Annotated in this window: 27 protein-coding genes and 2 riboswitches; of the genes, 13 read left to right on the top strand and 14 right to left on the bottom strand. The window is 36.1% G+C overall.

The genetic code is table 11. The features are described 5' to 3' along the window. Window positions 1-57: 57 nt before the first annotated feature. The 3 genes from ACQKNZ_RS17885 to ACQKNZ_RS17895 form a co-directional block, all read right to left on the bottom strand. Complete coding sequence (locus ACQKNZ_RS17885) at window positions 58-1,338, bottom strand: nucleobase:cation symporter-2 family protein (RefSeq protein ID WP_151112867.1); 1,281 nt, start codon at window positions 1,336-1,338, stop codon at window positions 58-60. Then, the gene (locus ACQKNZ_RS17890) at window positions 1,331-1,921 is read right to left on the bottom strand and encodes a xanthine phosphoribosyltransferase (RefSeq protein ID WP_144541217.1); all 591 of its coding nucleotides are present in this window, start codon (window positions 1,919-1,921) and stop codon (window positions 1,331-1,333) included. The genes ACQKNZ_RS17885 and ACQKNZ_RS17890 overlap by 8 nt, the downstream gene beginning before the upstream one ends. 135 nt (window positions 1,922-2,056) lie before the next feature. Next, a riboswitch (purine riboswitch) is annotated at window positions 2,057-2,158 on the bottom strand. Window positions 2,159-2,329: 171 nt separating this feature from the next. After that, a complete protein-coding gene (locus ACQKNZ_RS17895) occupies window positions 2,330-2,620 on the bottom strand; it encodes a hypothetical protein (protein WP_151112865.1) in 291 nt (96 codons plus the stop codon). Window positions 2,621-2,694: 74 nt separating this feature from the next. On the opposite strand from ACQKNZ_RS17895, the gene ACQKNZ_RS17900 reads away from it, so the two are divergent. Next, window positions 2,695-3,357 carry an HAD family hydrolase gene (locus ACQKNZ_RS17900; RefSeq protein ID WP_342577434.1) on the top strand — a complete coding sequence of 221 codons (663 nt, stop codon included), beginning with the start codon at window positions 2,695-2,697 and terminating at the stop codon, window positions 3,355-3,357. Here ACQKNZ_RS17900 and ACQKNZ_RS17905 read toward each other — a convergent pair. Genes ACQKNZ_RS17905 through ACQKNZ_RS17915 form a run of 3 tightly spaced genes read right to left on the bottom strand, consistent with a single transcriptional unit; the run spans window position 3,350 to window position 6,406 of the window. Further along, on the bottom strand, window positions 3,350-4,258 hold the full coding sequence (locus ACQKNZ_RS17905; protein WP_144541222.1) for a methyl-accepting chemotaxis protein: 909 nt from the start codon (window positions 4,256-4,258) through the stop codon (window positions 3,350-3,352). The two genes, ACQKNZ_RS17900 and ACQKNZ_RS17905, sit on opposite strands and share 8 nt — an antisense overlap. A gap of 21 nt (window positions 4,259-4,279) precedes the next feature. Then, entirely contained in the window at window positions 4,280-5,368 is a 1,089-nt protein-coding gene (locus ACQKNZ_RS17910; RefSeq protein ID WP_427660991.1) for an NAD(P)/FAD-dependent oxidoreductase, read from the bottom strand. Between the two features lie 3 nt (window positions 5,369-5,371). Continuing rightward, complete coding sequence (locus ACQKNZ_RS17915) at window positions 5,372-6,406, bottom strand: S66 family peptidase (RefSeq protein WP_427660993.1); 1,035 nt, start codon at window positions 6,404-6,406, stop codon at window positions 5,372-5,374. Window positions 6,407-6,517: 111 nt separating this feature from the next. Here ACQKNZ_RS17915 and ypfJ point away from each other — a divergent pair, with 111 nt between their 5' ends. After that, window positions 6,518-7,369, top strand: a complete 852-nt coding sequence (gene ypfJ / locus ACQKNZ_RS17920; protein ID WP_144541228.1) for a KPN_02809 family neutral zinc metallopeptidase — start codon at window positions 6,518-6,520, stop codon at window positions 7,367-7,369. Between the two features lie 151 nt (window positions 7,370-7,520). On the opposite strand, the gene ACQKNZ_RS17925 is transcribed toward ypfJ, so the two are convergent. Further along, window positions 7,521-8,060, bottom strand: coding sequence for an STM3941 family protein (locus ACQKNZ_RS17925; protein ID WP_427661131.1), 540 nt, complete (start codon window positions 8,058-8,060; stop codon window positions 7,521-7,523). Window positions 8,061-8,231: 171 nt separating this feature from the next. Here ACQKNZ_RS17925 and dapF point away from each other — a divergent pair, with 171 nt between their 5' ends. The 6 genes from dapF to ACQKNZ_RS17955 all read left to right on the top strand — a co-directional run bounded on the left by dapF (window position 8,232) and on the right by ACQKNZ_RS17955 (window position 13,690). Further along, window positions 8,232-9,080 (top strand): diaminopimelate epimerase, encoded by an 849-nt coding sequence (dapF, locus tag ACQKNZ_RS17930; protein ID WP_427660995.1) that lies wholly within the window; start codon window positions 8,232-8,234, stop codon window positions 9,078-9,080. Between the two features lie 176 nt (window positions 9,081-9,256). Next, complete coding sequence (locus ACQKNZ_RS17935) at window positions 9,257-9,814, top strand: 3D domain-containing protein (RefSeq protein ID WP_427660997.1); 558 nt, start codon at window positions 9,257-9,259, stop codon at window positions 9,812-9,814. Window positions 9,815-9,946: 132 nt separating this feature from the next. Continuing rightward, window positions 9,947-10,498, top strand: coding sequence for a helix-turn-helix domain-containing protein (locus ACQKNZ_RS17940; RefSeq protein WP_144541236.1), 552 nt, complete (start codon window positions 9,947-9,949; stop codon window positions 10,496-10,498). 126 nt (window positions 10,499-10,624) lie between these two features. Beyond that, on the top strand, window positions 10,625-11,893 hold the full coding sequence (locus ACQKNZ_RS17945) for a hydroxymethylglutaryl-CoA reductase, degradative (protein WP_427660999.1): 1,269 nt from the start codon (window positions 10,625-10,627) through the stop codon (window positions 11,891-11,893). A gap of 1 nt (window position 11,894) precedes the next feature. After that, window positions 11,895-12,338: a hypothetical protein gene (locus ACQKNZ_RS17950; RefSeq protein WP_144541240.1), complete on the top strand. Its 444-nt coding sequence runs from the start codon at window positions 11,895-11,897 to the stop codon at window positions 12,336-12,338. Beyond that, on the top strand, window positions 12,335-13,690 hold the full coding sequence (locus ACQKNZ_RS17955; protein WP_144541242.1) for a tripartite tricarboxylate transporter permease: 1,356 nt from the start codon (window positions 12,335-12,337) through the stop codon (window positions 13,688-13,690). The genes ACQKNZ_RS17950 and ACQKNZ_RS17955 overlap by 4 nt, the downstream gene beginning before the upstream one ends. 96 nt (window positions 13,691-13,786) lie before the next feature. On the opposite strand, the gene ACQKNZ_RS17960 is transcribed toward ACQKNZ_RS17955, so the two are convergent. Continuing rightward, window positions 13,787-14,167, bottom strand: a complete 381-nt coding sequence (locus tag ACQKNZ_RS17960) for an SET domain-containing protein (RefSeq protein ID WP_144541244.1) — start codon at window positions 14,165-14,167, stop codon at window positions 13,787-13,789. 87 nt (window positions 14,168-14,254) lie between these two features. Next, window positions 14,255-14,884 (bottom strand): NUDIX hydrolase, encoded by a 630-nt coding sequence (locus ACQKNZ_RS17965; RefSeq protein ID WP_427661002.1) that lies wholly within the window; start codon window positions 14,882-14,884, stop codon window positions 14,255-14,257. Window positions 14,885-14,992: 108 nt separating this feature from the next. Between ACQKNZ_RS17965 and ACQKNZ_RS17970 the strand changes: the two genes are divergently transcribed. Then, a complete protein-coding gene (locus ACQKNZ_RS17970) occupies window positions 14,993-15,787 on the top strand; it encodes a polysaccharide deacetylase family protein (protein ID WP_144541248.1) in 795 nt (264 codons plus the stop codon). Between the two features lie 122 nt (window positions 15,788-15,909). Here ACQKNZ_RS17970 and ACQKNZ_RS17975 read toward each other — a convergent pair whose 3' ends face one another. The 4 genes from ACQKNZ_RS17975 to ACQKNZ_RS17990 all read right to left on the bottom strand — a co-directional run bounded on the left by ACQKNZ_RS17975 (window position 15,910) and on the right by ACQKNZ_RS17990 (window position 19,594). Further along, window positions 15,910-16,095: a hypothetical protein gene (locus ACQKNZ_RS17975; RefSeq protein WP_427661005.1), complete on the bottom strand. Its 186-nt coding sequence runs from the start codon at window positions 16,093-16,095 to the stop codon at window positions 15,910-15,912. Window positions 16,096-16,566: 471 nt separating this feature from the next. Continuing rightward, the gene (locus ACQKNZ_RS17980; RefSeq protein WP_427661007.1) at window positions 16,567-17,778 is read right to left on the bottom strand and encodes a hypothetical protein; all 1,212 of its coding nucleotides are present in this window, start codon (window positions 17,776-17,778) and stop codon (window positions 16,567-16,569) included. Then, window positions 17,771-18,286 carry a sigma-70 family RNA polymerase sigma factor gene (locus ACQKNZ_RS17985; RefSeq protein WP_340863721.1) on the bottom strand — a complete coding sequence of 172 codons (516 nt, stop codon included), beginning with the start codon at window positions 18,284-18,286 and terminating at the stop codon, window positions 17,771-17,773. Before ACQKNZ_RS17985 ends, ACQKNZ_RS17980 begins: the two co-directional genes overlap by 8 nt. 336 nt (window positions 18,287-18,622) lie before the next feature. Then, on the bottom strand, window positions 18,623-19,594 hold the full coding sequence (locus ACQKNZ_RS17990; protein ID WP_427661009.1) for a tRNA dihydrouridine synthase: 972 nt from the start codon (window positions 19,592-19,594) through the stop codon (window positions 18,623-18,625). Window positions 19,595-20,134: 540 nt separating this feature from the next. Then, window positions 20,135-20,179, top strand: a riboswitch (PreQ1 riboswitch). A 6-nt stretch (window positions 20,180-20,185) separates the two neighbouring features. Between ACQKNZ_RS17990 and ACQKNZ_RS17995 the strand changes: the two genes are divergently transcribed. The 4 genes from ACQKNZ_RS17995 (at window position 20,186) to ACQKNZ_RS18010 (ending at window position 23,924) form a co-directional block, all read left to right on the top strand. After that, the gene (locus tag ACQKNZ_RS17995; protein WP_427661011.1) at window positions 20,186-20,677 is read left to right on the top strand and encodes a QueT transporter family protein; all 492 of its coding nucleotides are present in this window, start codon (window positions 20,186-20,188) and stop codon (window positions 20,675-20,677) included. Window positions 20,678-20,890: 213 nt separating this feature from the next. Continuing rightward, window positions 20,891-21,376, top strand: coding sequence for a DUF4358 domain-containing protein (locus tag ACQKNZ_RS18000; RefSeq protein WP_144541258.1), 486 nt, complete (start codon window positions 20,891-20,893; stop codon window positions 21,374-21,376). Between the two features lie 6 nt (window positions 21,377-21,382). Further along, window positions 21,383-22,768 carry an MBOAT family O-acyltransferase gene (locus ACQKNZ_RS18005; protein ID WP_427661013.1) on the top strand — a complete coding sequence of 462 codons (1,386 nt, stop codon included), beginning with the start codon at window positions 21,383-21,385 and terminating at the stop codon, window positions 22,766-22,768. 13 nt (window positions 22,769-22,781) lie between these two features. Further along, window positions 22,782-23,924 (top strand): DHHW family protein, encoded by a 1,143-nt coding sequence (locus ACQKNZ_RS18010; RefSeq protein WP_427661015.1) that lies wholly within the window; start codon window positions 22,782-22,784, stop codon window positions 23,922-23,924. A 188-nt stretch (window positions 23,925-24,112) separates the two neighbouring features. Here ACQKNZ_RS18010 and ACQKNZ_RS18015 read toward each other — a convergent pair whose 3' ends face one another. After that, window positions 24,113-25,090 carry a ring-cleaving dioxygenase gene (locus ACQKNZ_RS18015; RefSeq protein WP_144541264.1) on the bottom strand — a complete coding sequence of 326 codons (978 nt, stop codon included), beginning with the start codon at window positions 25,088-25,090 and terminating at the stop codon, window positions 24,113-24,115. Between the last annotated feature and the right edge of the window lie 125 nt (window positions 25,091-25,215).

A 25,215-nucleotide genomic window follows, 5' to 3' on the forward strand; every position in this document is an offset into this window, starting at 1 on the left:
TTGTTATTTTTATCATACAGCATTATTGGAGGAGAAGCATTGATTATTCTGAATCTATTATATTTTCTTTCTAGTAGGGATCATATTAAATAATATATTCAATACGATAGCTGTGAAGCTTCCTGCCACAATTCCGTTACTCGTCAAAATTTGCACACTGTCAGGTAAGGACACAAATAAGTCAGGTACTACCGTAACTCCTAAGCCGATACCTATTGAACATGCAATAATCATTGCATTATCAGGTGATTCTGAGTCTGCAATAATAGTACTTAGCATCTTAATTCCTTGAGAAACAATCATACCAAACATGGCAATCATAGCCCCTCCTAATACTGCCTCTGGAATAATGGTAGTAAGGGAAGAAATCTTAGGTATAAATCCTAGGAATATTAGCATCCCACCCGCAATGTAAATAATTTTACGTGTTTTAACACCAGAGATTTGCATAAGCCCAACATTTTGTGAAAATGTAGTATATGGAAACGAGTTAAAGATACCGCCTAGTAAAACAGCAATTCCTTCAGCACGATACCCTTTAGTTAAGTCTTCCTTTTGAATTTTTTTATTTAGCATATCCCCTAGAGCAAAATATACCCCAGTTGACTCTACTAATGAAACAATAGCTACTAATGTCATGGTAATAATAGGAGACCACTCAAAAGTCGGCATCCCAAAATATAATGGCTGGATCATATGGAACACATCAGCTTCTTTTACCGCAGTAAAGTCTAAAATACCCATAAAATAAGCAGCAACTGTTCCTCCAATAATACCTATTAATATAGAAATAGCTTTTATAAAACCAGTAGAGAAACGGTATAACAATACAATAAATATTAATGTACCAAATGATAATAGAACGTTTTGAATGGAACCGAAATCCTCTGCCCCATCGCCACCACCCATGTTGTTAATAGCTACAGGGATTAGGGTGATTCCTATAATAGTTACTACTGAACCAGTTACTACTGGTGGGAAGAACCTAACTAGCTTACCAAAAAAGCCGCTGATTAAAATAACAACTATTCCGGAAACAATAATAGCACCATAAATAGAAGATATTCCGTATTCTCCTCCAATTGCAATCATTGGTCCTACTGCAGTAAATGTACATCCTAGCACGACTGGCAAACCAATACCGAAAAATCGATTGCTCATAACTTGCAAAATGGTCGCGACACCAGACATTAGAATGTCAATGGCAACTAAATATGTTAATTCCTCTGAACTAAGACCAAGAGCTCCCCCTACGATTAGCGGAACAATTACTGCTCCGGCATACATAGCAAGCACATGCTGTAATCCAAGTGTAGTATTTTTAAATATATTATTCATATGTAGGTGTTCCTTCTAGAAATTCTACAGTCCCATTTTCCAAGGATTTAATGATAGCAAGAGATTCTACGCGAATACCTTTTTCACGTATTAGTTTTCCTCCTGGTTGGAATCCTTTTTCAATCACAATTCCAACACCAGCTGTAGTTGCTCCAGCCTGATCAATAATCTCAAGCAATCCGAGAACTGCTTGTCCATTAGCAAGGAAGTCATCGATGATTAACACAACGTCACCCTCTTGAAGAAAATCCTTAGATACCGAAATATCGCTTGTCACATTTTTAGTAAAGGAATGAACTTTAGAAGTAAGCAAATTTCCGGAAAGGGTCACAGACTTACTTTTCCTTGCAAATACAACAGAAACACCAAGCTCTAAACCTGCAAACATAGAAGGAGCAATCCCTGAAGATTCAATCGTTAAAATTTTTGTTATTCCAGCTTCTGCAAAGCGATCTGCTATCTCTTCTCCTATAGCTTTAATAATTACAGGATCAATCTGATGATTTAAAAATGCATCCACCTTTAAAACATCTTTCGATAAAACCTTACCTTCTTCTACAATTTTATCCTTTAATAATTTCAATGGAATTCCTTCTTTCCTTATATTTGGGATACAAAAAAACTCGAATGACAAAGCTCCATCCTTACGAGTGGAGCAATGTCATTCGAGTTATTAATCGAATAATAAAAGAAATGGTTACACTATTGTGTCCCAATTCCTTTATCCATTGTCACTCATAGTCGACTTGTTTACGGTAAGTCGGTAGAAACTTGCAGGCCATATTCCTGAGATTATACGAGTAGGTACTATTTGAATGCTCTCATTATAGCACGGAAAAATTCTTTTACAATAATATAAAAAAGTTCTATCATTCTTAAAATTCTGTTCATATATTTCAATTGTTACATGTATTGTTACAGGTGCCAGGCACCTGTAACAATTAAAGGCAATTTAAAAACACATGAATAGGTCATGTGTTTTGGTTGGTTTCTAATGGAATGAAGATTTTAATGTTTTGAAGGCTTCTATAAAGTAAGCGGGGTTCTCTTTAATATTGTAGGAAAAGACGCCTTGATTGGTATGCAAATATAAGATTCCCCCTCCAAATGAAAAGGGCTTGTGGGATATGTCGTGAACATTTTGGAATTTAAATTGATGCTGAGCAGAGACAATCTCCCTACCGTCCATTTGCAACGTAAAGCTAGATTCTATATGCTGCATCTGAAAATAGAAATCAATTTCTCGCTTAACTTCAATATAAATAATGGAGTACTCACTCAAAAACGTCACCTCCTTTAGCACATACTAGTGTATCATGTTTTTATATCATCATTAAACAATAAGGAGTCTATATATTGATCAAAGCCGTGATTTTTGATTTAGATGGTACTATGTTGAATAGAGATGTGTCATTAAAAAGATTTATTTCTTGGCAATACGACGAACTATACACCCATTTTGACCATATTCAAAAGGAAGATTTCTGTACTCGTTTTATAGAATTAGATAATCGAGGTTATAATTGGAAAGATTTCGTCTATGCATCTCTAATTCAAGAATTTAATATTCAGAGCATCTCCCAACAAGAATTATTAAATCATTACATAACTAACTTCCATACATATTGTGTACCCTTTCCCAATCTAATATCCATGCTAGAGCAATTAAAAAAACTGTCCCTATCGCTCGGAATAATCAGCAATGGAAAGGGACAGTTTCAAATGAATAATATTTTTTCTTTAAAAATCAATACTTATTTTGATACTATATTAATTTCTGAATGGGAGAAAATGAAAAAACCCGATCCACGTATTTTTGAAAAGGCACTTAGGCAGCTTAGTGTTAAAGCAGAAGAAGCTGTATATATAGGCGATCACCCTGCGAACGACATAATTGCTGCGAAAACAGTCGGACTCAAAACAATTTGGAAAAGGGATGAATACTGGCCCGCTCCTTCTGCCGATTATGTGATAGAAGATTTAGCTGAAGTTCCTCTTCTTATAAACAAGTTTAAATAAGTTTGCTGAATTCCGCAGTCTGATTTTCGAGTTTTTCAGATGCAGTAGAAATATCCTTGAACTCGTCTAATGCAGTTCGTATCTCCTGTTGGCTTTTTTCTATAACTGTCTGCGAGTAGCTATTGCTCGCAGTTACCTTATCGACCTGCTTCGCTATTCCTTCAATATTTTCTCTTACTTCTACGATGGAAGCCTCAACTCTTCCAGCTAGCTTACGAACCTCTTGAGCCACTACATTAAAACCACGTCCATGCTCTCCAGCTCTTGCTGCCTCAATTGCTGCATTTAATGCTAAAAGATTAGTTTGTGCAGCAATCTCCCTAATGGTCTGAACTATTCCTTTAATCGAATCGGCCTGTTTTTGCAGATTATCTAATGTAGTGGTGTTTTCCTTAGAACCAGCAGCTATTTCATCTATTCTTTCCAGAAGGTTTTCACTTCTTTTAATACCTACTTCTGCTCGGTTGCTCAAATTCTCAGACATATGCTTCAGCTCTTCTGTAACACCCATTAAAATTTGATGGCGCTCCGTTACGTTAGTAGCTACTTTGGTGACGCCAAGCACCTTGCCATTACTACCAAAAATAGGCATATAAGAAGCTTCTAGAAACACACTGTTACCATGCTTGTCTTTTCTTTCTACCTTATTAAAAAATGACTTACCTGCAAACAGATCCTTCCAAAGCATTTCATACGACGGACTGTTCACAAAGCTTGGAAAGCAGAATTCTCGGTGATGCATCCCCATAACTTCACTTACTGTATACTTAAGTTCTTTTGCAAAATTCTCATTTACAAATGCCACTCTTCGATCCATATCAAAACGAATAATTGCCAAGTTTTTTTCCAAAGCTTCCACTACGGTCATGTCATTAACTTCTTCTGTTTGTAAGTAACTCATTTCTCTTCCCCCACGCCTAGTCTAATTAGGTGTATATTTTTCAGGATCCAGCACTGTTTCTTTTCCTAATACTAGTTTAGCTAGTTCCGAACCAACGAATGGTCCAGCCGTTAAACCAGAAGCCCCTAAACCGTTTGCAAAATAAATACCGTCCTGCCCTTTCAATTTACCAAATACAGGTAAAAAGTCAGGTGTATACGGACGAAAACCAACTCTTACTTCCTTTATTTTCTCATCTTTTAGGCTTTTTGCAATACTAAATGCATTTTCTAGCAGTTCTTTTTTACCTTTTTCTGTTACGCTAATATCATAGTCAGTATGCTCTTCATAAGTAGAGCCTGCTACCACTTGTCCATTTTCGAAGGCTAGCATATATTGATTGGTTGGAGGCAGAACTACCGGCCATTCTCCAGTAGACAAATTCTCTAGTTGGAAATGCATTATTTGCGCCTTTTGAAAGGTCACATTTAGATCTAAACCTAATGCAGAGGGAATCTCATTTCCCCAGGCACCAGTGGTGAGTATAATTGCTTCTGCATTTATGGCCATCTCGTCTATAAATAACTTATTGTCCTTCCATACAGCATCGCCATACACGACCTCTGCTCCTAGTTTTTTTGCAGCACTAGTTAAAGCATCTCTCATTGCCATACCATCTACTCGAGCTGCTCCTTCCACATAAAGTGAATGGTAATCCTCTGAGATGATAGGTAATTTTTCTTTCGTTTCTACCGGAGATAGGATTTTCAACTCCCCAATTTCAGGTGCATCTATTCTTTTCTCCATAGCTCTTTCTAACATTTTTTGCAGTTTTTTTTCATCATTTTGTAGAGCAATAGCTCCTACTTGTTTATAACCTGTCGCAGTTTCACCTAGTTCCTCTAACTCTATCACTAGCTGTTTATAATATTTAGCGCCATTTTTCACAAGCTCGTACCATTTTTTATTTCTTCTCTGAGAAATCCATGGACATATAATTCCTGCTGCGGCTGCTGAGGCTTGACCTTTGTCCTGACGATCAACCAAAGTTACTTTCACACCGTATTTTGCAAGATGATAGGCGGTGGAAGCGCCAAGGATTCCACCACCCACAACTACGTAAGAAGACATCTATTACTCAACTCCACTATCTATAATTGAAAACTTAACTTCCTCACAATTAATTTCTGCCATTGCTCCATATGGTATAACAAATTTAGGTTCTGTATGGCCAAAGTTTAAATTATATAAAATCGGCAAATCATTTAATTCAAGCTCATTCATAATGGTAATAATGGATTCTTTGTATTCTTCATAATACTTTTCGTGCTGAGGCTTTGCAAAAATAATACCTTTTACTTCTTGCAGTATCCCTTGGGTTCCATAATTTCGAAGCCAGAATTCGATATTAGATGGAAGAGGTAAATCCTCAGAGGTCTCAAAAAATAGTATAGAATCCTTGAAATAAGATTTATCTGGCCAAAGCGAAGTGCCTTTCGCAAACTCCAACACTTCAATACAGCCACCGATTAGTCTGCCATTTACAATACCTTTACCCTGCAGCAATTCGTAGCCTTTTTCATCTTCATTCATTTCACGGCTTGTATACTTATTTTCAATAGCCCATTCCAATCGTTGACTAGTCCACAATGGTGACGGTTTAATTTCTCCAATCACTTCATTAGAGAATAGCGTCTTTTTCAAAGATTCTATGGTGTATTCATGCATCTCTACATTCTCTGCAAAATCAGTCAGAATAGCTGGCCCATAAAAAGAAGAAATCCCTGCCTTATGACAAAATAAATGGGTCACAGTAACATCGGAATATCCAATAAAAACTTTAGGGTTTTCCCGGATTACATCAAAATCTATGTAAGGTAGCAATCTTATGCTATCACTACCTCCAATATTCGATACAATTCCTTTTATCGATGCATCCTTAAATGCATTCATCAAATCCTCTGCACGTGCCTGTGGACTTTCATATAAATAGTCTGACCCCTTCAAACTATTTGGCATAGCTACTACTTCTAAGCCAAATACCTTTTCTAATCTTTCTACACCTTGCTCATATCTCCATCTTAAATCAGGTTCTCCTGCTCCACCCCACGATAGACTAATGGTTGCAATCTTATCTCCCGGTTGAAGCATTTTCGGCTTTATCAACATAATTATATCCCCCTTTCCTTCATTATAATTCAAACACCATCATTTGGATGCCTATTCTTTTAGCTAAATGGGTATAAGAATATAAAAGAATTTAAATAGGCGGTGAAGGGTATGAAATATAGAGGTCGTACACGGAGTTCAAACGTAGAGGACCGTCGTGGAATGAGTGGCGGAAAAGCAATAGCTGGCATTGGCGGTGGTTTCGGATTAATTATAGTACTATTAGTTACGCTACTCGGAGGAAATCCCGATGAGCTGTTAGGAAATTTAGGCGGTAACGAAACAACTACCAGCTCAGTTCCTTATGAGGAAACTGAAGAGGAAAAAGAGCTTGTTGAATTTGTTTCGGTTGTATTAGCAGACACAGAAAAGGTATGGACGAAAATCTTTCAAGAAAATGGACTCAAATATGAGGAACCAACACTTGTTTTATATACGAATAGTGTAAATTCTGCCTGTGGAACAGCTGGTGCTTCTGTAGGTCCGTTTTATTGTCCAGGTGATCAAAAGCTTTACATAGACTTAAGCTTCTACAAGGAGCTTCAAACGCAGTTCAATGCACCAGGAGATTTTGCAATGGCATACGTTATAGCACATGAGGTTGGACACCATGTTCAAACCCTTCTAGGTAAAAGCAATGAGCTATCCTCCCTTAGACAAGAGTTAAGTGAAGAGGAATACAATCAATATTCTGTTCGCTTCGAGCTGCAGGCTGATTATTACTCAGGGGTTTGGGCAAAGCATGCTCAAGGAATGGAATTACTAGAAGAGGGCGATTTAGAGGAAGCACTTACTGCAGCTAGTGCCGTTGGAGATGACACTATTCAAAAAAGAGCTCGTGGCTATGTGGTACCTGAAAGCTTCACCCATGGAACATCAGAACAGCGGAAGAAATGGTTCTATAAAGGCTTTGAAAATGGAACAATTAAAGGTGGAGACACATTTAGTGTTAAAACTCCATAAATAAAATTCAAGTGCGTTTTCCCCAAGTAAGTAAATGGAGAAAAGATAAAGGTAACGTACCTTTCTTTTCTTCATTTGACTTCAGAGGGTAGGTTCATATATGAAAGCCTCATTTGAGTCTTTAAAATATTATGACCTTACTGTTTCTACATCAACTTCTGGTAATTGCTTTAAAATATGCTAAGTTAAAACCGCTCATCACTTGTAGCAACTCTTCTATTGTTACGCCTTTAGCTGTTGATATATTAATATTAATATGACCAGAGCATAATCTTAGGTTAGCACATATAGCCCCTCTCTTAATGGAAGGCAGTGATTCTATGTAAGCATCTCCATCAAATAAGTGTACTGTAATAAAGGACTGTCCTGATATCGAGAAAATACCTATTTCTCTAACACCTCCCCATTCCACAAGTTGCTTACTAGCAATCGCTGAAGAAAAATCATAAAATCCTTCCTCATTTACAACGACTAGTTTTTTCCCTACGATTAGTTGCTTGATAATAAAGCCCAAGCAAAAGCCAAAAAATATTGTCCCTATACCACCAATTCCCATAAGGACTAACTTTTGAAAATTATCCTCTTCGAAGCTTGTAGTAAGAAGGAATACACAAGCCACAACCATCAGAATTCCCATCAAAACAAACATTAACTGCTTTCTTTTACTTTGATAAACAACAAAATCTTTAATACGAGCACTCCCCTTTCAAACTATCTAATTAACCATATTGGTTATCTCATTCAACTTACCCAAAATATACAATATGAACATTTTACATAAAATGAATATACCAGTCATGTTGACCACTTAACTTCCTCAAACTTATAATAGAACAAATCACAACTGGAAGAAGGCTAAAAAATGATGATACCTTTTACGAAAATGCATGGCTGTGGAAATGATTACATTTATATCAATTGCTTTGAAAATAAAATAGAAAATCCCGAAGCATTAAGCAAGGATATTTCCAATCGTCATTTTGGCATAGGCGGAGATGGAATTGTTTTAATATGCCCTTCTGATGTGGCAGATGCAAAAATGCGGATGTTCAATATAGATGGCAGTGAAGGGAAAATGTGCGGAAATGCCATCCGTTGTGTAGCGAAATATGTGTATGACAACGACATCGTACGAAAAGAAACTCTTCATATAGAAACATTGAGCGGATTGAAAAAAATTGAATTACATATAGAGAATGGGAAAATGAAGACTGCTACTGTAGATATGGGGCAGGCCATATTAGAACCTTTCAATATCCCTATAGTAGTCAAGGACCAGACTATGCAGGTTAATTATCCAATCACCATCGAAGATCATACGTATTCTATAACTCCAGTATCTATGGGCAATCCCCATGGTGTAATATTCAGTGACGACATTCACCTACTAGACCTCCCAACTATTGGACCAAAATTTGAACATCATCCTATGTTTCCAGAGGGTGTGAATACTGAGTTTATTCAAATCGAGAATCGAAATGTTATACAAATGCGAGTTTGGGAGCGCGGAAGTGGAGAAACTTTGGCATGCGGAACAGGAGCTTGTGCAGCAGTGGTTGCTTCTGTGTTAAATGTATATTGCGATAAAAATACTGATATCCTTGTCAAACTAACAGGCGGAGAACTGATTATTCGTTATACAGATGACACTGTATACATGACCGGTCCAGCTACTACTGTATTCACCGGTCTTATTGACTGGTCGAAATAATGAATAAGACCTATTAGATGTACTCGGCAAAAAGGTTTGGTAGCATGATTTTTCCGTCTTTTATATTTTTACTGAAAATACTGTCAATTGTAATGATAATGGTAATCCCTTGTAATACACTTGTAACATTCAACTGATACTATATGTTTAGACTAAATAGCAGGGGGATAGTGTATTTGAAGAAAATATTAGGATCACTTATCATTACAATAGTACTATTGGTCAGTGGAGTAAATGTTGCTTTCGCAGCAACAACTCACACAGTAAAAAAAGGAGAAACATTATACAAAATTTCTAAGACATATAAAGTTTCTATTAAAAACTTAAAAACATGGAATAACTTAACTACAGACGATATTAAGCCAAACCAGAAACTATCAATAACTCCTACATCTAAAGAAAAATCCAAAACACCTTCTAGAACTAATACTAGTGACAAAGTAGTAAAGGAATTCACGGTTTCAGCAAGTGCATTTACTGCCAAGTGTAATGGTTGTACAGGAATAACTAGCTCTGGTATCAATCTTAAGAAGAACCCAGACGTTAAAGTCATAGCTGTTGACCCAGATGTAATTCCGATTGGAACTAAAGTTCACGTGGAGGGCTATGGTTACGCTGTAGCAGGCGATACCGGAGCAGCCATTAAAGGGAATAAAATCGACGTATTTTTCTCGACTACAAGTGAAGCTTATAAATGGGGCCGTAAAAACGTAACAATAAAAATATTAGAATAGTTAATGTAGCCAGCTTCTCACAATAGAAGCTGGCTTTTCTATTTATCCAATTCAATTAATAGGTACGCCCTCTCATATTAAGTTGTTATACTTAAAAAGAGTTTCATTATAATCCAGGAGAAGGTGCCTAATATGAATAGTAAAGATATAGGAAAGAAAATAAAAAGTGTTCGCTCAAAGAAAAAAATGACTCAACAAGTTTTAGCTGATTTAGCTGGGATTACTAAGAGTCATATATCAAAAATTGAAAACGGCTTAACGACCCCAACTCTAGTAACCCTTTCTAACATAGCAAAAGCCCTTGATAGCCCTACTTCTTGGTTTATCGAGCAAGAGGAACATGGGGAATTATCTATTGTTCGAAAAGACAAACGTGAAGCAATAGATGAGAAGAATGAGATCGGATATGAATATGAATTACTTGCCAACAAAAAAAATATGAGCATAATCAGCCCAACTATCGTAACTGTTTTACCAGGAGCCGAAAACATAGAACCCTATATACATGAAAACGATGAATTTATCTTCATCCTTACAGGCTCCATCCATCTACTTTACGATGGAACAAAGTACGAGATGACAGCTGGTGACTCAGCATATTTCTCTGGGAAAAAGCCTCATATTTTTCTTTCCAACAGTAAAAGCCATACAACAGTCTTAACAGTTTACGTTGAAAACCAATGAAATAAATTATTATAAAAATTCAGAACAAATAGCATATTAACTTTACAAAAGATATATATTATTATACATTGAGTATAATGCCATTCAACTTTGTTGAATGGAAGTATATTGAAAGGGGAGTTTTATATGACTAGTTCTAGAATAAGGGGTTTTTATCAATTAATGTTAGAAGAAAGGTTAGAAATCGTTATACATAATAAGGGGTTAACAGATGAGGAAACAAATATACTCACTGGTAATAAAGCATTTCCTATGGCGTTAGCTGATTCTATGGTTGAAAATGTTATCGGTCAATTTAGTATTCCCTTGGGAGTAGCAGCTAATTTCAAAATAAATGGAAACGACGTTTTTGTCCCAATGGCTACAGAAGAGCCTTCTGTAATAGCTGCTGCAAGTAACGCTGCTCGAGCTGCTTATGATTTAGGAGGGTTCTTTACTTCTTCCACTGGAACTATCATGCGGGGACAAATTCAAGTACTGGATATATTAGATCCACACGGAGCTAAAGCCAGAATCTATGAAAATAAAGAAGAAATACTAGCTAACTGTAATCTGCAAGATCCAACATTAGTAAAATTAGGAGGCGGAGCAAAGGATTTAGAGGTTCATCTTATAAATACAGTAAGAGAAACTATGCTTGTAATACATTTAATCGTAGACACTAAAGATGCCATGGGAGCCAATGCGGTTAACACAATGGCTGAGGCTGTCTCTCCCCTAATAGAAAAAATTACAGGAGGACGTGTCGTATTAAAAATAATTACTAACCTTGCGGATAAACGTTTAATTAGAGCAAGAGGTGTGTTCTCTGCAGAGTCTCTTGGAGGACCTGAAGTAGTGAAAAACATTGTAAGCGCTTACGAATTTGCTGATGCTGATCCTTATAGAGCCGCAACACATAATAAAGGGATAATGAATGGAATCACCTCTGTCGTTCTAGCAACTGGCAACGATACTAGAGCAGTCGAAGCTGGCGCTCATTCTTATGCTGCCAGATCTGGAAGATATCGTTCTTTAACAACATGGGAGATGAATGAGGAAGGAAATTTAGTAGGTTCTATAGAACTTCCCATGGCAGTTGGAATAATTGGTGGTGCTACAAAAACACATCCAGTAGCTAAAGCTGCTTTAAAAATAATGAATGTAACATCAGCTGTTGAACTGGCCGGTATCATAGCTTCTGTTGGTTTAGCGGAAAATGCAGCCAGTTTAAGAGCTTTATCAGCAGAAGGAATTCAAACTGGTCATATGCGCCTTCATGCTAAAAACCTAGCCGTAATGGCAGGAGCAAGAAAAGAAAATATTGATTTAATAGTTCAAAAAGCCGTTAGTGAAAAAGATTTACGCTACGATCGTATCTTGCAAATAACTGAAGAAATTCAAAAGGAGGGTTAGAATGGACAATAAAAATAAGGCTAGTTTAGTAGATGAGCACATAAATGTGAAATTCGTTGAGATATTAGGGGATACCATCTCAGGTAAACAACTCATTTTTTCTATTATTCTTAGTGTTTTTGTTAGTCTAGGTGGATATAAATTAGGACAATATATTTTCCCTAAATTTGCTGAAGCTCAAATGGTCAACTCTTACTCTCTTTTGTTAGGCATCGCAGGTACTGTCACAATATTAATCGTTAATTCTGCCGTATTTAGACCTAAGCGTATTCTTGTGGAGGATGAGGTATCTTCTGAAAATTTAAGAGAAGTTTTTCAAGACCTTCAACTGGATTATGAAGAAGAATTGCGTTTAATAGAACAAGATCCTGTTACTAAAAAGGAATTGGAAGAGCTCGGAGTTCTCTCTAATTTTAACAATGCTCACAGGGAGGATCACAAATGAGTATTTATTTAGTTGCACTTTTATTTGCCTTACTTGGAGCAATTGTATTTTCCGTAATTGGTTTAATATCTGGGACTGATGAAACGGCAATTATGGTCCCTATTACATTGCTTGTAATTCTTTTAGGTGCCCCTCCCGAGGGTGTGTTTGCGTTCTTTATGGCAGCAGTTTTATCCAAACATCTCACACACGCAGTTCCCACTGCTTTAATGGGAATTCCAGGTGATACAACAGCCGTACCGTTAATAGATCATGCGAATACTTTAAGACGTATGGGTATGCCTCATATCGCTTTACGTAAAATGATTTCTGGCGGTATCATCGGTGCCTTTATCGCATTACCTACTGCTGTTTTGCTTGGACAATTTTTGGGTCAATTTGCCGACTTCTTTAAATCTTCTTCTGGCCTAATTTTTACAATAGCCGCTTTCTTGATTGCCTATTTTTCAAAGGGTAAATGGGCCAGTGTTTTATTAATCATACCTTTTGCATTTTTTATCAAGAGTTTAGATACATTAAGTTTTTCCATATTAGATAAGCATCTATCGATTACTTTTTTCTTAGGGATTGCGATTGGCCCTATGTTATCTGATATTTTAATAGCAGCATCTTCTAGTGCTCGAAAAAGTCTTCAAAGAGATAAAGCCAATGAATATCATTTAGCACCAGAAACAAAGTCCTGGAAAGGTTATTTTCCAAATCCATTTAAAATACTTACAGGACGACAGACCATATTTACTTCTATCACCACATTTTTATCGTCATTAACATTTGTATTTAGCCCTGTTGGAATGACATCGTTAATGGGAGAAATAGTCGGATCTCGAACGAAGGGTGCCTACAAAAAATCAACTACAAGTCTGACAGTTATGAATGGGGTAACCGAATCTACTTATATCGCAGAAGCTATTATTCCTTTAATAGCATTTGGTATTCCATTAAGTCCAGTGGCATTAGGACCAGCTTCTCCGTTATTCAATGCACCACCAGTGTTTACAGTAGAGCCTATTAATAACTTGCATACCTATTTAACTTCATGGGAATTTTTTATTTTTGGTCTAATAGGAATTACTGTTGCTTCTTTAATCGCTTATCCATTTTCTATGAATTATGCGCGTAAAGCATCTGTATTAGTTTTAAAATATGTTAGTCAAGAAGCGATTGTTGCTATGTTTATTGGGCTGGCATGTCTACTAGCTTATCATGAAGCACAACTCTTAGGAATTGTACTAACATTAACTGTTGCTACTGTTGGTGGTCTATTAAATCGTATTTTAGGTATTGGTGCTGGAGTACAATTTATGGTATTTTACGCTTCTAGCTGGATTATACTTCAACTGTTTGGTTTCTAATTACAAATGCCCATCCAACTTCACATGGAGTTGGATGGGCATTTTATGAACTAATTAAGGTTGATTTTTGATTTGAGTTAATTTTTAACGAATTTCTTAAGATTCCTTATTAAACCAAAGTTCATCTTTGTCATCAACATCACCATTATAATTAATGAGAATCTCATCACCGGCTTTAATATCCGTAAAAGCAAAGAAGTCAAATGTGTGATTTCTAAAATTAATCTCATATGTAGCATTAGGTTCATACGAATGGTTGAATAGCATTCCATAGCCTAAAAGAATGGCAGATTTACCTATCCCATACTCAAAAGCGTAATCACCTATTATAGTTTGCTCAATGTATTGATGCTGTTCGTTTGGATAGGCAATGACAGGTGCTTCATGTAAAAGCTCTCCTTTTTTGATATCGCGCGTAGCAAATACCCCTCTATTGAATTCTCCATTACTTAATGGAGATGTTTTTACTTCTATCATGTTGTTCTCCTTCTCATCTTTAAAAATTTCTATTTAACTGTAACATTAATTTGAACAATGGGCTCCTTTTATTTATAAAAAGCCAAACTACTCCCTCTCTAACAATTCGTCTATCCCCTTAATAATTGCTTCAAAATAAGCTGAAGGATGAGGTACAAAGCTTTCTTTTCCTACAGTTCTTATGTAGGAACTACTATTACCTTGATCATCAAATTTTACTCCTTCAACTTTTATTTCGTCTTCTCTTCCCCTCCATAGGTCTGCAAAAGTACGAAATTCTGTCCGGACAATTCCTGCTACTTCCTCCAATTGAGGGTTGAACTCATCTAAAGATGGAAAACTTCTATAAACAAAAGTATGAGCAAATTCCCTATCAATTAGCTTATCTGAAATGATGGTGTAACCAATAACTCCTATAGAATTGAGTTGATGAAAAGGAACTTTAATACCTAGCTCCTCCTCCACTTCCCGTATGCCATCCTCCACTGTTTCATTGGATAGGATATGACCGGCTGCTGTAATATCCAATAGGCTGGGATAATCTTTTTTAGCATCACTTCGAAGTTGCAAATATATGTAATTCTCACCATGGTCACTCCCTATAAACCAACAGTGAAATGTCTCATGCCAATGCCCCAGCTTATGTATTTCCTCTCGTGTTGCTACTCCCAAGAATTTTTTATCCTCATCAAATATCTTCAAAAGTTCATCTTCCATGTAAACACTTCCTTATATTAAATACACTTTTTTCTTCTAAATAGACTCTCTACTGAGTATATATAAATAATGCAGTCATGGAAAATTCGAAGAAAATAGGTGATTTTTATGAGAAAGCTTTTATTGCTCTTCTGTGTATCGTTGCTAATAAGCGCTCTAACGTTTCCAACGTTGAGTATTGCTGCTTCAGACCACAAGGTGGTAGAAAAACATATAAATAGATTATTAGAACGAAAAAAGGTGACTGCTCCAACTCCAGCACCTGCTCCAAGCTCTAAAGCTAACGTTTACCTAACCTTTGATGATGGTCCTAACAAATTCACGACTACCCATAACAGTATATTAAAGAAATATAATGTCAATGGAACATTCTTTTTTTTAGGAAAGCATATGAAAGACAATGAGGCAATTGTGAAGGCGGTTGCTAGCGATGGGCACTATATTGGAACACATAGTATGACCCACGATAAAGAAAAGGTATATAAAAATGCTCAAGCATTTATTGATGAGATTAATAGCGGTGTAAGTCTCATTGATCAGATGACTGGACACAGCTCTAAGCTTATACGTGTACCTTATGGCAGTAAGCCACATCTAACTACTCCTATGAAAGAAAAATTGAAACAACAGCATTATAAACTATGGGATTGGGATGTAGACTCTAACGATTGGAGATACAAGGATGAGGAATTTAAAGAAATAATAACAAATGTTCAAACAGAAGTGGAGAAGGCATATAATTCTGGAGATCAAGACATTATAGTACTACTACATGATCGAAGCCAGACGACAAAGGCACTTCCATCCATTATTGAATGGCTCCAGAAGGAAGGCTATACGCTGAAAACCTATCAGGAGGACCAGCATATCGTACAGAATTTCTTTCGCGATAAAACTTTATGAAACTTAAGTAAATAAGGATTTTATGTCTTTTTAACTTTTATAAAAACACATAATAAACGAAACGGGACCGTCAGTATTTTTATTTAAAATTCTTTCGGTCCTAATTTTAATGAGTAGGTATCTTATATATTAATAGCCATAAGGACGGTTGAATGGTGGGTTGTAGTATGGATAACGATAGTATGGTGGGTATGGTGGATAAATTGGAAAGAACGGGAATATAGGGAAAAACGGATATTGATAACGTGGACGTCGTCTTCTGCGGCGTCTCCCATAACTGTCATAACCGTATTCATAGTCATTATCATATCGATCGTAATTAAATTGTGTCATTATTTTTTTCCTCCTTTTGATCTCGGTTTAGGTTATGCTATGTTAGGATTGACCGTATGTGCATTCGCCCACATTTAACAATGCTAAACTTCAATTTTACTACAAGTAGAATTATAAAAAAAAGACACCTAAATCCAATTAGGTGTCTTTTATGAATTAACTTATAAATAGAAAATTACATTTTAAAGAATCAAGTTATTTATCTACTTACTTACTAAATTTACTTCTTAAACTCTATAGTTGGTTCCTTTATCATTCTCCTTCCTTGTATCAAATTATGTCCATACGCATTCCAATATAAATTCAATTACTATAAAAATAGACCATTGAAAAATAATGGTCATGTTTAACTAAAGCATCTTTGTTTAATAAGTGAAATTAGTTTATAGCACGATTCATATTGGGCTTTTATTAACAAACTTTGATAGATAAGTTAGCTGTAAATACTATCGAATTGAGCCCGAAAATTCAATCTGTTTACTATTTAATTTATTAACCCATTCACTATCATCCCAAATATTAGGGTTATCAATTGTTAGATTTTCTCCACGTACCATGAAATCATAACTATCTTTTGCATCCGTATACCAATCAACAATGACTAATTTGCCGTTTACATTGCGTACGAGAAATTCAGTGGGCTCACCATAACTACCTACAGTATTTTTAATTTCCGCAGGCAATTTTAAATAGAGAAAACCCCCATCTGCGTCATCAGTATACTCCACTTCCCAATCCACTCCCCGAGTTCCAATATCAACACTCTTCACCGAATCTTCAGTAAGTTTATTCGTTGAATACATGTCAAATTGGTATTGAATTTTCTTTTGCGTATACTGTTTCAGGTTTTCATTATCAATAAATGCACCCAATTCAATATCCGAGCCGTTCCATACCGCTTTATAATAGTCAGTCAGCAATCTCTTACACATTTCATATGCCTCTTCAGAATCCAGAATAGATAGTTCCTCTTCATTTTTAGCTACATATTCCGAGGAATCCTGTAATATACGTTCTGCTTCAATAAAATCTGGATTTTCCATAATTTCTGGTGCTGCATATGTTAGATATAAATAGAGGTCTTTATTTGGAACTGATGTAGTTGCTTTTAATATATGATTAGTCTCTTTCGAAAATATAAAACGATCATGGTCATCTATATCAGAAGAACCAACTTTAAAACCATCATAATTATTAAATAACTTATAGAAATAATTTTTATCTACTTTCTTAAACAAGATCATTTCTACTTTATTTTGATAAATATAGAATCTCATATTATCTTCGTAAACCATGACGTAATCAGACCCACTTCCGTCCTCATGTTCTTTAGTATAATTTTCCCCAAAGATTTTAATAACCTGTGATTGTGGATCACCTAATGTGATTCCCTGTAGATAAAGCATACCTTGTTCATTGGAGATTGCGGGCTTTGACAACCCAATATGTTGTTCAGCTGTAGAAGGAACATTTTCAGTCCGTACTTCGTTTAATACAAAAATCATCAATGACATGGTTAGAATAGTGGCTATTACTACATACCTCCATTTATTTTTTACTGAACTTGAATTGTTTTCAATCGCACTTTCTACATTTTGTATGACACGTTTCTTACTTTCCGTTAAATTTTTTATTTTTGGAGGAATAAAGTCATTCATTTAAAAACACCTCCCATTCAATTTCTTTCAGTTGCCTTCTTAATAGTTCTCTGCCACGACTTAGGCGAGTTTTTACTGTACTTTCTGGGAGAGATAAAACATGCGCCATTTCTGAAATGGACCATTCATTAAAATAAAAATGAATGAGAACCTCCCGATGTTTTAAAGGCAAACTAAGGATGGCGTCTCCAATTATTGCTTGCTCATCTTTTCTAACTAGTTCATCCTTGCTCTCTTTACCTTCTTGTGGAAAAAATTTATTTTGAAGCAGAATTTTTTTATACGCCCAACTCTTCAAATAATCCTTGCTTTTGTTAACAGTCATTTTTGTTAGATAAGCCTTCATTTCACCGCGTTCTTCATAATTATTCTGTTGATGATAAAACTTAATGAATATTTCTTGTACAATATCTTCTGCCGCTTGAAGATCCTTCACGTATCCATAAGCTAAGCGTATTAATGGCTCTGTATATTGAAGCATTAACTCTCTTAAATCATTTATCGACAAACAGACTGCAACTCCTTTCTCTATATTAAACGACTCCCAGACCACTAAAGTTTGTTTTTTCTAAAAAAACTGATTATTATTCATTTAGGGTAAACACAAAAGTAAATTCTAAGTTTCACTTAAGATAAATTCCGTGTATCACGTTACAACATAAAGAAAAAAGAACGAATTTCCTCTTTGGAAATTCGTTCTTTTTAAACTAATTCACGTAACCATTTCGTGTTGAGTGTAACTGCATGCATATATATGCTGTTGATTTCGCTATCTTATTCATTTCTATACATTAACAGCGTAGTATGTTGTTATTTATTTGTAGTTATATCATTCTACCATTTTTCAACAATCAGCATTGTTTGATTCAAAGTTATTGAGCAATGCTCGCACTTCATCAGTTGACTTTGTGCTCATCAATTGATTTCTTAATTCACTTGCCCCTCGGAATCCTTTGACATATATTTTGAAGAAGCGATGCAGAGCTGTGATTGAACGTGGCAATTCTGCTGAATATTGGTCTTGAAGATCCAGTTGCAATCTTAGAAGATCAAGGTATTCCGAAGTACTATGTTCTTTCGGCTCTTTTTCGAAAGCAAAAGGATTTTTGAAAATACCACGCCCAATCATAACCCCATCAACCCCATATTGTTCAACGAGCTTAAGGCCAGTTTGTCGGTCAGGAATGTCTCCATTGATTGTTAATAGCGTATTTGGTGCCACTCGGTCACGTAATTTTTTGATTTCTGGAATCAGCTCCCAATGCGCATCTACTTGGCTCATTTCCTTTCTTGTACGCAGATGGATAGAAAGATTAGCTATGTCTTGTTTCAATATATGTGTTAGCCAATCCTGCCACTCTTCTACCTCCGTGTAACCAATCCTTGTCTTCACACTAACCGGCAAACCTCCCGCTTTTGCTGCTTGTATAATTTCTGCAGCGACATCCGGGCGTAAGATAAGGCCACTTCCCTTCCCTCTAGATGCCACATTTGGTACTGGGCAGCCCATATTAATATCTACGCCTTTAAAGCCTAGCTCGGCCATACCAATACTCATTTGTCGGAAATGTTCCGGCTTATCTCCCCATATATGTGCAACCATTGGCTGTTCGTCCTCTGTAAAAATCAATCGTCCACGAACACTTTTCTGTCCCTCTGGATGACAATAGCTCTCCGTGTTTGTAAACTCTGTAAAAAACACATCCGGTCTACCAGCTTTACTTACTACATGTCGAAAAACAACATCCGTCACATCTTCCATTGGTGCTAGTACAAAAAATGGTCGCGGTAAATCACGCCAAAAATTATCATTCATATTGAAATTCAAATCCTCTCATTATGCATTACGGGATAAAATACTTCTACTTTTTTAACATATATCTCATGTTAAATCAATTAAATTTTAGTTTATAATAGTTAACCAAACTAACCCTTACATTGTGCGTAATGAATGTGGCAATTCAAGGGATGTCAATTAAGTCATTATTATAGTATAACCTAGCTTATTTAATTTATCTTCACACAGGTTTCCTGATCCACTAGAAACGAACATTTGTCACTTTGTTGATTGGAGTGAAAGTCGATTCCTGCGGGATGAGTGAGGCAGAAAAGACACCACAAACGGGGTACAAGCCATCGCGGAAAGTGTCCGACTAGAGTGGAAATCACTTATTCTTTACTCAAAGTATATAAAAATGATTATGCTCTCTTCTATTGTTTGTGTTTTTTATAAAAAGTAGAAGTTATGAAATGGAATAACAATAAAAAAATAAGACTATTTTTCAAACTATCATTCTATTGGGACTTCTTGACATCCTACCTTTATTAGACTAATATTATGGATTGTTCGATAAATTATAACGTGGTTCGAGAACCTCCCACGTAAAAAAACTAAGGAGAAATGAATATGAAGATTAAAACGATGGCTACAAGTGGAATTATTGCAGCTTTATATGTAGCTGTATCTCTGCTAGTGGCGCCTCTTGCATTTGGTGCTTTTCAATTTCGGATATCCGAAATGTTTAATCACCTTATTGTGTTCAACAAAAAGTATTTCTTTGGAATTGTGATCGGTGTATTTATCACAAATCTATTCTCACCAATGGGTCTCTACGATTTAACCTTTGGTGTAGGTCATTCCATTCTTACACTTTCTATTAGTATATTTGTAGGAAAATTTATTAAGAGTGATCTTTGGCGGATGATTATAAATACGCTTATATTTACCTTCACTATGTTTATTATAGCCATTGAGCTTCATTTATATTTTGACTGGCCGGCCTCTATCTTTTCATACACATGGTATACTGTTGCTCTAGGCGAATTTGTCGTGATGGCAATAGGTATTCCATTAATGCTTGCATTAAATAAGCGTTTAAAATTTAAGGAACTTCTATAAATTTAACCTTACAGTGACCCAAAAGTTAAACTAATAGGTTAAAGCAACTACCAAGACCTAAGTTCAGTATTTTACTGGACTTAGGTCTTTTTTCTTTGCCTTCTTTCTCTATGAATTAACCTTGACTAAAAAAATTATGTAACTTAAATGAACTCCTTACGTCTAAATGCATTGACGTCAAAATTAATATAAAAAAAGGGAGTTTACATAACAATGAAAAAGATAATGAGTTTTCTTATGTTAACAATCGTATTAGGATTATTAATCGCGGGCTGTTCAAAAGATCAGTCCTCTACAATAGAACCGGAGCTATCAGCTAATGAAATGGCAGATAAAATGTTGGAGAAAGTTGAACAACCTAGTCTAATGGAATTAGAACCAGATCAAATAAAGGATTTATATAATCTAGATCCTGAGAAGCTCGAAGAATATTCGATTAGAATACCAATGATGAACGTAAAAACAAATGAAATTGCAATTTTGAAAGTAAAAGATGCTAAAGATGTACCTGACGTAGAATCAGCAATAAAACAAAGAGCAGAAAATGTACAAAAGCAATTCGAAACGTATCTTCCAGACCAATATGAGAATGCCAAAAACTATAAACTTGTTACGAAAGGCAACTATATATTATTAGTCATCTCAGAAGATGCAGACGAACTTCTAAAAGTCTACGATAGCTTTTTTGAACAAAAATAAGCCACTATGGTATTTAGTAGCTTGCTTTTCTTATTCCTGTTCCTGCCAGCCGTTCTAGCACTTTACTATTGTTCGCCAAGACGGATTAGAAATCTGATTTTGTTTTTAACTAGTCTTGTCTTCTATGCTTGGGGAGAGCCGATTTACATTGTTATTATGTTGGTGTCGACTCTGACGGATTACAGCTTCGGGTTGTTACTAGATAGACCTAATTTGACTTCTTTGAAACGTAAATGGATTGTCGCATGCTCTATTATAGTCAACCTGGCGCTGTTATCTTATTTTAAATATGCTGATTTTCTTATCCAGAATGTAAATACGTTACTTGGTACAAGTATTCCTTTAACGGATCTTCCTCTGCCCATAGGGATTTCCTTTTATACGTTCCAATCGATGTCCTACATCATAGACGTATATAGAGGGACAGCTAAAGCACAACGAAACTGGATTGACTTTGGAACGTTCGTTGCCTTATTTCCTCAATTAGTTGCGGGTCCAATCGTGAAATATAGCACGATTGCTGAACAGCTCCATAAGCGAACGGAGAATATCAAAATGTTTGCGGAGGGCGTTCGGCGATTCACTATTGGGCTTGCAAAAAAGGTGTTACTTGCTAACAATATTGGATTGCTTTGGGACACCATTTCAAATACCAATCCAGATTCACTGACTGTATTAACTGCTTGGCTTGGTATTATTGCATTTGCCTTTCAAATATATTTTGATTTTAGCGGTTATTCCGACATGGCTATTGGTCTTGGCCTTATGTTTGGCTTTCGATTTAACGAGAATTTCAACAAGCCGTATATTGCTCAAAGTATAACTGACTTCTGGAGAAGATGGCATATCTCTTTGGGTAGCTGGTTTCGAGAATATGTCTACATTCCTCTTGGAGGCAATCGTCGAGGTTTAGTCATTCAAATGCGTAATATACTCATCGTTTGGCTGCTTACAGGATTTTGGCATGGAGCTAGCTGGAATTTTATCGCATGGGGTTTGTATTTCGGTGTCATTCTCCTTATGGAGAAATGGTGGGGATTAACACTTCTTTTCCGCTTACCTCGTTGGACGAGACATGTGTACGCACTAGTTCTTATTCTCATAGGGTGGGTATTATTTGCTTTTGATCAGCCTTCTTTAATACTTAGTTACTTGAGTGCCATGGCGGGATTAAATCACCAGGCGCTATGGAATAATGACACGTTGTACTTTTTTTATACAAATATAATTTTGCTTTTGATATTGATTATTGCCTCTTTACCTAAGAAGCAATGGCCAAGAAAGAATGAATTATCGTTTTTACATCTCGTTTGGTACGGATTTCTATTTTTTCTTTCCGTTTCCTATTTAGTAGATGCAACTTTTAACCCATTCTTATATTTTCGTTTTTAGGGAGGTAGAAATCATGGAGAAGAATGCAGAGAAATTATTGGTCTTGGGGTTTGTAGGAACGCTGTTTCTATTTGCTTTCTTCTTTTTTATTTTACCTAAAGAACGTTTCTCGAATTTAGAGAACAGATATTTACAAGCTACACCGCTTCTTACATGGGATAATTTATTATCTAAGCAATATGCAGAAGAGACTGAGAGTTTCGTAACAGACCACTTTCCATTTCGAGATAAATGGTTATTCATAAAATCAGCTGCAGAACAATCTAGGCTGCAGCAAGAAAATAACGGAATCTATCAAGGGAAAGATGGCTATTTATTTGAAAAATTTTTAGAGCCTGATTATACAAAGATTCAGCAATATATAGATTCGGTGAATAAATTTGCCACGAATCATCCGACAATAGACATGACTTTCATGCTAGCGCCAACATCGATTGGTCTTTATCCTGATCGTTTACCGTGGTTGGCACCGTCGTATTCTCAACAGAAGGTAAATAAATTTATCGGCGAGCATATGTGGAAAGGCTTAACCTTTATGAATGGCTTTGATTTCCTAGGCCCGCATGCTTCGGAATCGATTTATTATCGTACGGATCATCATTGGACGACATATGGAGCTTATTTGGCATATGTTGCATATGCAGAGCAGAAAAAGTGGGATTTCCTTTCGAAAAAAGATTTCCTAATCCAAACTGTAAGTAATTCATTTTTAGGAAGCTATCATACAAGAGGGCAGTTTGTTGGTTTATCTCCAGATGATATCCAAGTCTATATTCCTCGTGATTCCACGTCTACAAACACGTATATCGCAGATACAAATCAAACGATGACGAGTATGTACGATAACAGCTTTCTTGCCAAGAAGGATCAGTACTCCTATTTTCTTGGCGGTGTTCATGCTCTAATGACGCTTACAACCGACCTTGACTTGCAACAGATTGAACAAGAAAAGCTACTAGTCATTAAGGACTCTTATGCGCATAACGTAATTCCTTTTCTTACAAGACACGTTCCAGAAATTCATGTGATAGACATTCGATACTATAATGGCAGCATTGATGAGTATATGTCTGATAATGATATTAAAGATGTTTTGTTTTTATTCAACACTTCCACGTTGGTTGACGAACCATCTATCTTAAAACTAAATAACTAGGAAATCGGCAAATAAATTAAGTAATTTGCAATGAAAATAGTTTTATGACCGGATAGAAAAATTTATGATCGTTCAACAATTTCATTGGCAAAACAAAAGACATTACCAATTTGTAGAGTAATGTCTTCCACTCGATATATATTCTAGTTTAAAAAAGTCCACTTCCAATAGGAAATGGACTTTTTACATTATTCCTTCACAAACTCAATGGTACTTCTTACTGTATCTATAGGTCTTACCATGCTTTCAATCTGAGCACGTTTCGCCTCTAAGAATGGTGGCAGTGAAAGTTTTTCTCCTAAGGTTTCGTAAGGTTCGTCACCCATAAAGCCAGGTCCATCAGTAGCAAACTCAAATAAAATGCCATTTGCCACTCTAGCATATAAAGACTGGAAGAAAAAGCGATCTACAAAACCAGAAGTCTGGAATCCAAAGCTTTCCATACGCTCTGTCCACTCATCTAATACTGCTCTGTCTTCCACGCGGAATGCGGCATGGTGCACTGTTCCAAAGCCTTGACGACCTGGAGGGAGAACAACATTTTTCTCAACAATGACCTGTGCTCCATTTCCACCCTCTCCGACCTCAAACAAGTGAATATCTCCCTCTTGAGCAATCTCCTTAAATAGTAACACTTTCTCCAAAACTTCCTTCATATAGTCAAATTGAGCAATACGAATATGAATTGGACCTAGCCCAGTGATGGCATGCTCTAATGGAATTGGTCCCTTTTGCCAAGGAGTTCCTGATTCTACGCCTTTATTATACTCGTCGGAAATTAATTGGTATTGTTGGTCGTCAAAGTCTACAAACGATAGTACCTTTACTCCGAACTGCTCTTGAATACCAGTATGCTTAACGTTTAGACGATCAAAGCGCTTCACCCAATAATCAAGGGACGCATCAGTTGGAACGCGAAAGGCTGTTTTATAAATCTCATTCGTTCCGTGGGAACCTTTTGAAATCCCCGGGAAGTCAAAGAATGTCATATCTGTTCCCGCTCCTCCTACATCATCTGCAAAGAACAAATGATACGTTTGAATGTCGTCCTGGTTAACTGTTTTCTTAACAAGTCGCATCCCTAATACATTCGTAAAAAATTTATAATTTTCTTCTGCACTACTTGTAATAGCTGTTACATGGTGCATACCTTTTAAGTGATTCATATTATACTCCTCCAGTTTTTTATCTTTAATTAATATATCTTTAATTCGAGATAATTTTATCATGTAAAAAAATAGAAGTCAATTCAAAAAGTCCGAATAGCATATTTTGCTACTCGGACTCCTTT

The sequence above is a fragment of the Psychrobacillus sp. NPDC093200 genome, assembly GCF_050280345.1.
In the GTDB taxonomy this organism is placed as follows: Bacteria; Bacillota; Bacilli; order Bacillales_A; family Planococcaceae; genus Psychrobacillus; species Psychrobacillus faecigallinarum.

Coding starts and splice junctions, on each gene's coding strand:
- ACQKNZ_RS17885 (WP_151112867.1), bottom strand. CDS start 1,338: ATGAATAATATATTTAAAAATACTACACTTGGATTACAGCATGTGCTT.
- ACQKNZ_RS17905 (WP_144541222.1), bottom strand. CDS start 4,258: ATGAGTTACTTACAAACAGAAGAAGTTAATGACATGACCGTAGTGGAA.
- ACQKNZ_RS17910 (WP_427660991.1), bottom strand. CDS start 5,368: ATGTCTTCTTACGTAGTTGTGGGTGGTGGAATCCTTGGCGCTTCCACC.
- ACQKNZ_RS17915 (WP_427660993.1), bottom strand. CDS start 6,406: ATGTTGATAAAGCCGAAAATGCTTCAACCGGGAGATAAGATTGCAACC.
- ypfJ (WP_144541228.1), top strand. CDS start 6,518: ATGAAATATAGAGGTCGTACACGGAGTTCAAACGTAGAGGACCGTCGT.
- dapF (WP_427660995.1), top strand. CDS start 8,232: ATGATGATACCTTTTACGAAAATGCATGGCTGTGGAAATGATTACATT.
- ACQKNZ_RS17940 (WP_144541236.1), top strand. CDS start 9,947: ATGAATAGTAAAGATATAGGAAAGAAAATAAAAAGTGTTCGCTCAAAG.
- ACQKNZ_RS17945 (WP_427660999.1), top strand. CDS start 10,625: ATGACTAGTTCTAGAATAAGGGGTTTTTATCAATTAATGTTAGAAGAA.
- ACQKNZ_RS17950 (WP_144541240.1), top strand. CDS start 11,895: ATGGACAATAAAAATAAGGCTAGTTTAGTAGATGAGCACATAAATGTG.
- ACQKNZ_RS17955 (WP_144541242.1), top strand. CDS start 12,335: ATGAGTATTTATTTAGTTGCACTTTTATTTGCCTTACTTGGAGCAATT.
- ACQKNZ_RS17960 (WP_144541244.1), bottom strand. CDS start 14,167: ATGATAGAAGTAAAAACATCTCCATTAAGTAATGGAGAATTCAATAGA.
- ACQKNZ_RS17965 (WP_427661002.1), bottom strand. CDS start 14,884: ATGGAAGATGAACTTTTGAAGATATTTGATGAGGATAAAAAATTCTTG.
- ACQKNZ_RS17970 (WP_144541248.1), top strand. CDS start 14,993: ATGAGAAAGCTTTTATTGCTCTTCTGTGTATCGTTGCTAATAAGCGCT.
- ACQKNZ_RS17975 (WP_427661005.1), bottom strand. CDS start 16,095: ATGATAATGACTATGAATACGGTTATGACAGTTATGGGAGACGCCGCA.
- ACQKNZ_RS17980 (WP_427661007.1), bottom strand. CDS start 17,778: ATGAATGACTTTATTCCTCCAAAAATAAAAAATTTAACGGAAAGTAAG.
- ACQKNZ_RS17990 (WP_427661009.1), bottom strand. CDS start 19,594: ATGAATGATAATTTTTGGCGTGATTTACCGCGACCATTTTTTGTACTA.
- ACQKNZ_RS17995 (WP_427661011.1), top strand. CDS start 20,186: ATGAAGATTAAAACGATGGCTACAAGTGGAATTATTGCAGCTTTATAT.
- ACQKNZ_RS18000 (WP_144541258.1), top strand. CDS start 20,891: ATGAAAAAGATAATGAGTTTTCTTATGTTAACAATCGTATTAGGATTA.
- ACQKNZ_RS18005 (WP_427661013.1), top strand. CDS start 21,383: ATGGTATTTAGTAGCTTGCTTTTCTTATTCCTGTTCCTGCCAGCCGTT.
- ACQKNZ_RS18010 (WP_427661015.1), top strand. CDS start 22,782: ATGGAGAAGAATGCAGAGAAATTATTGGTCTTGGGGTTTGTAGGAACG.
- ACQKNZ_RS18015 (WP_144541264.1), bottom strand. CDS start 25,090: ATGAATCACTTAAAAGGTATGCACCATGTAACAGCTATTACAAGTAGT.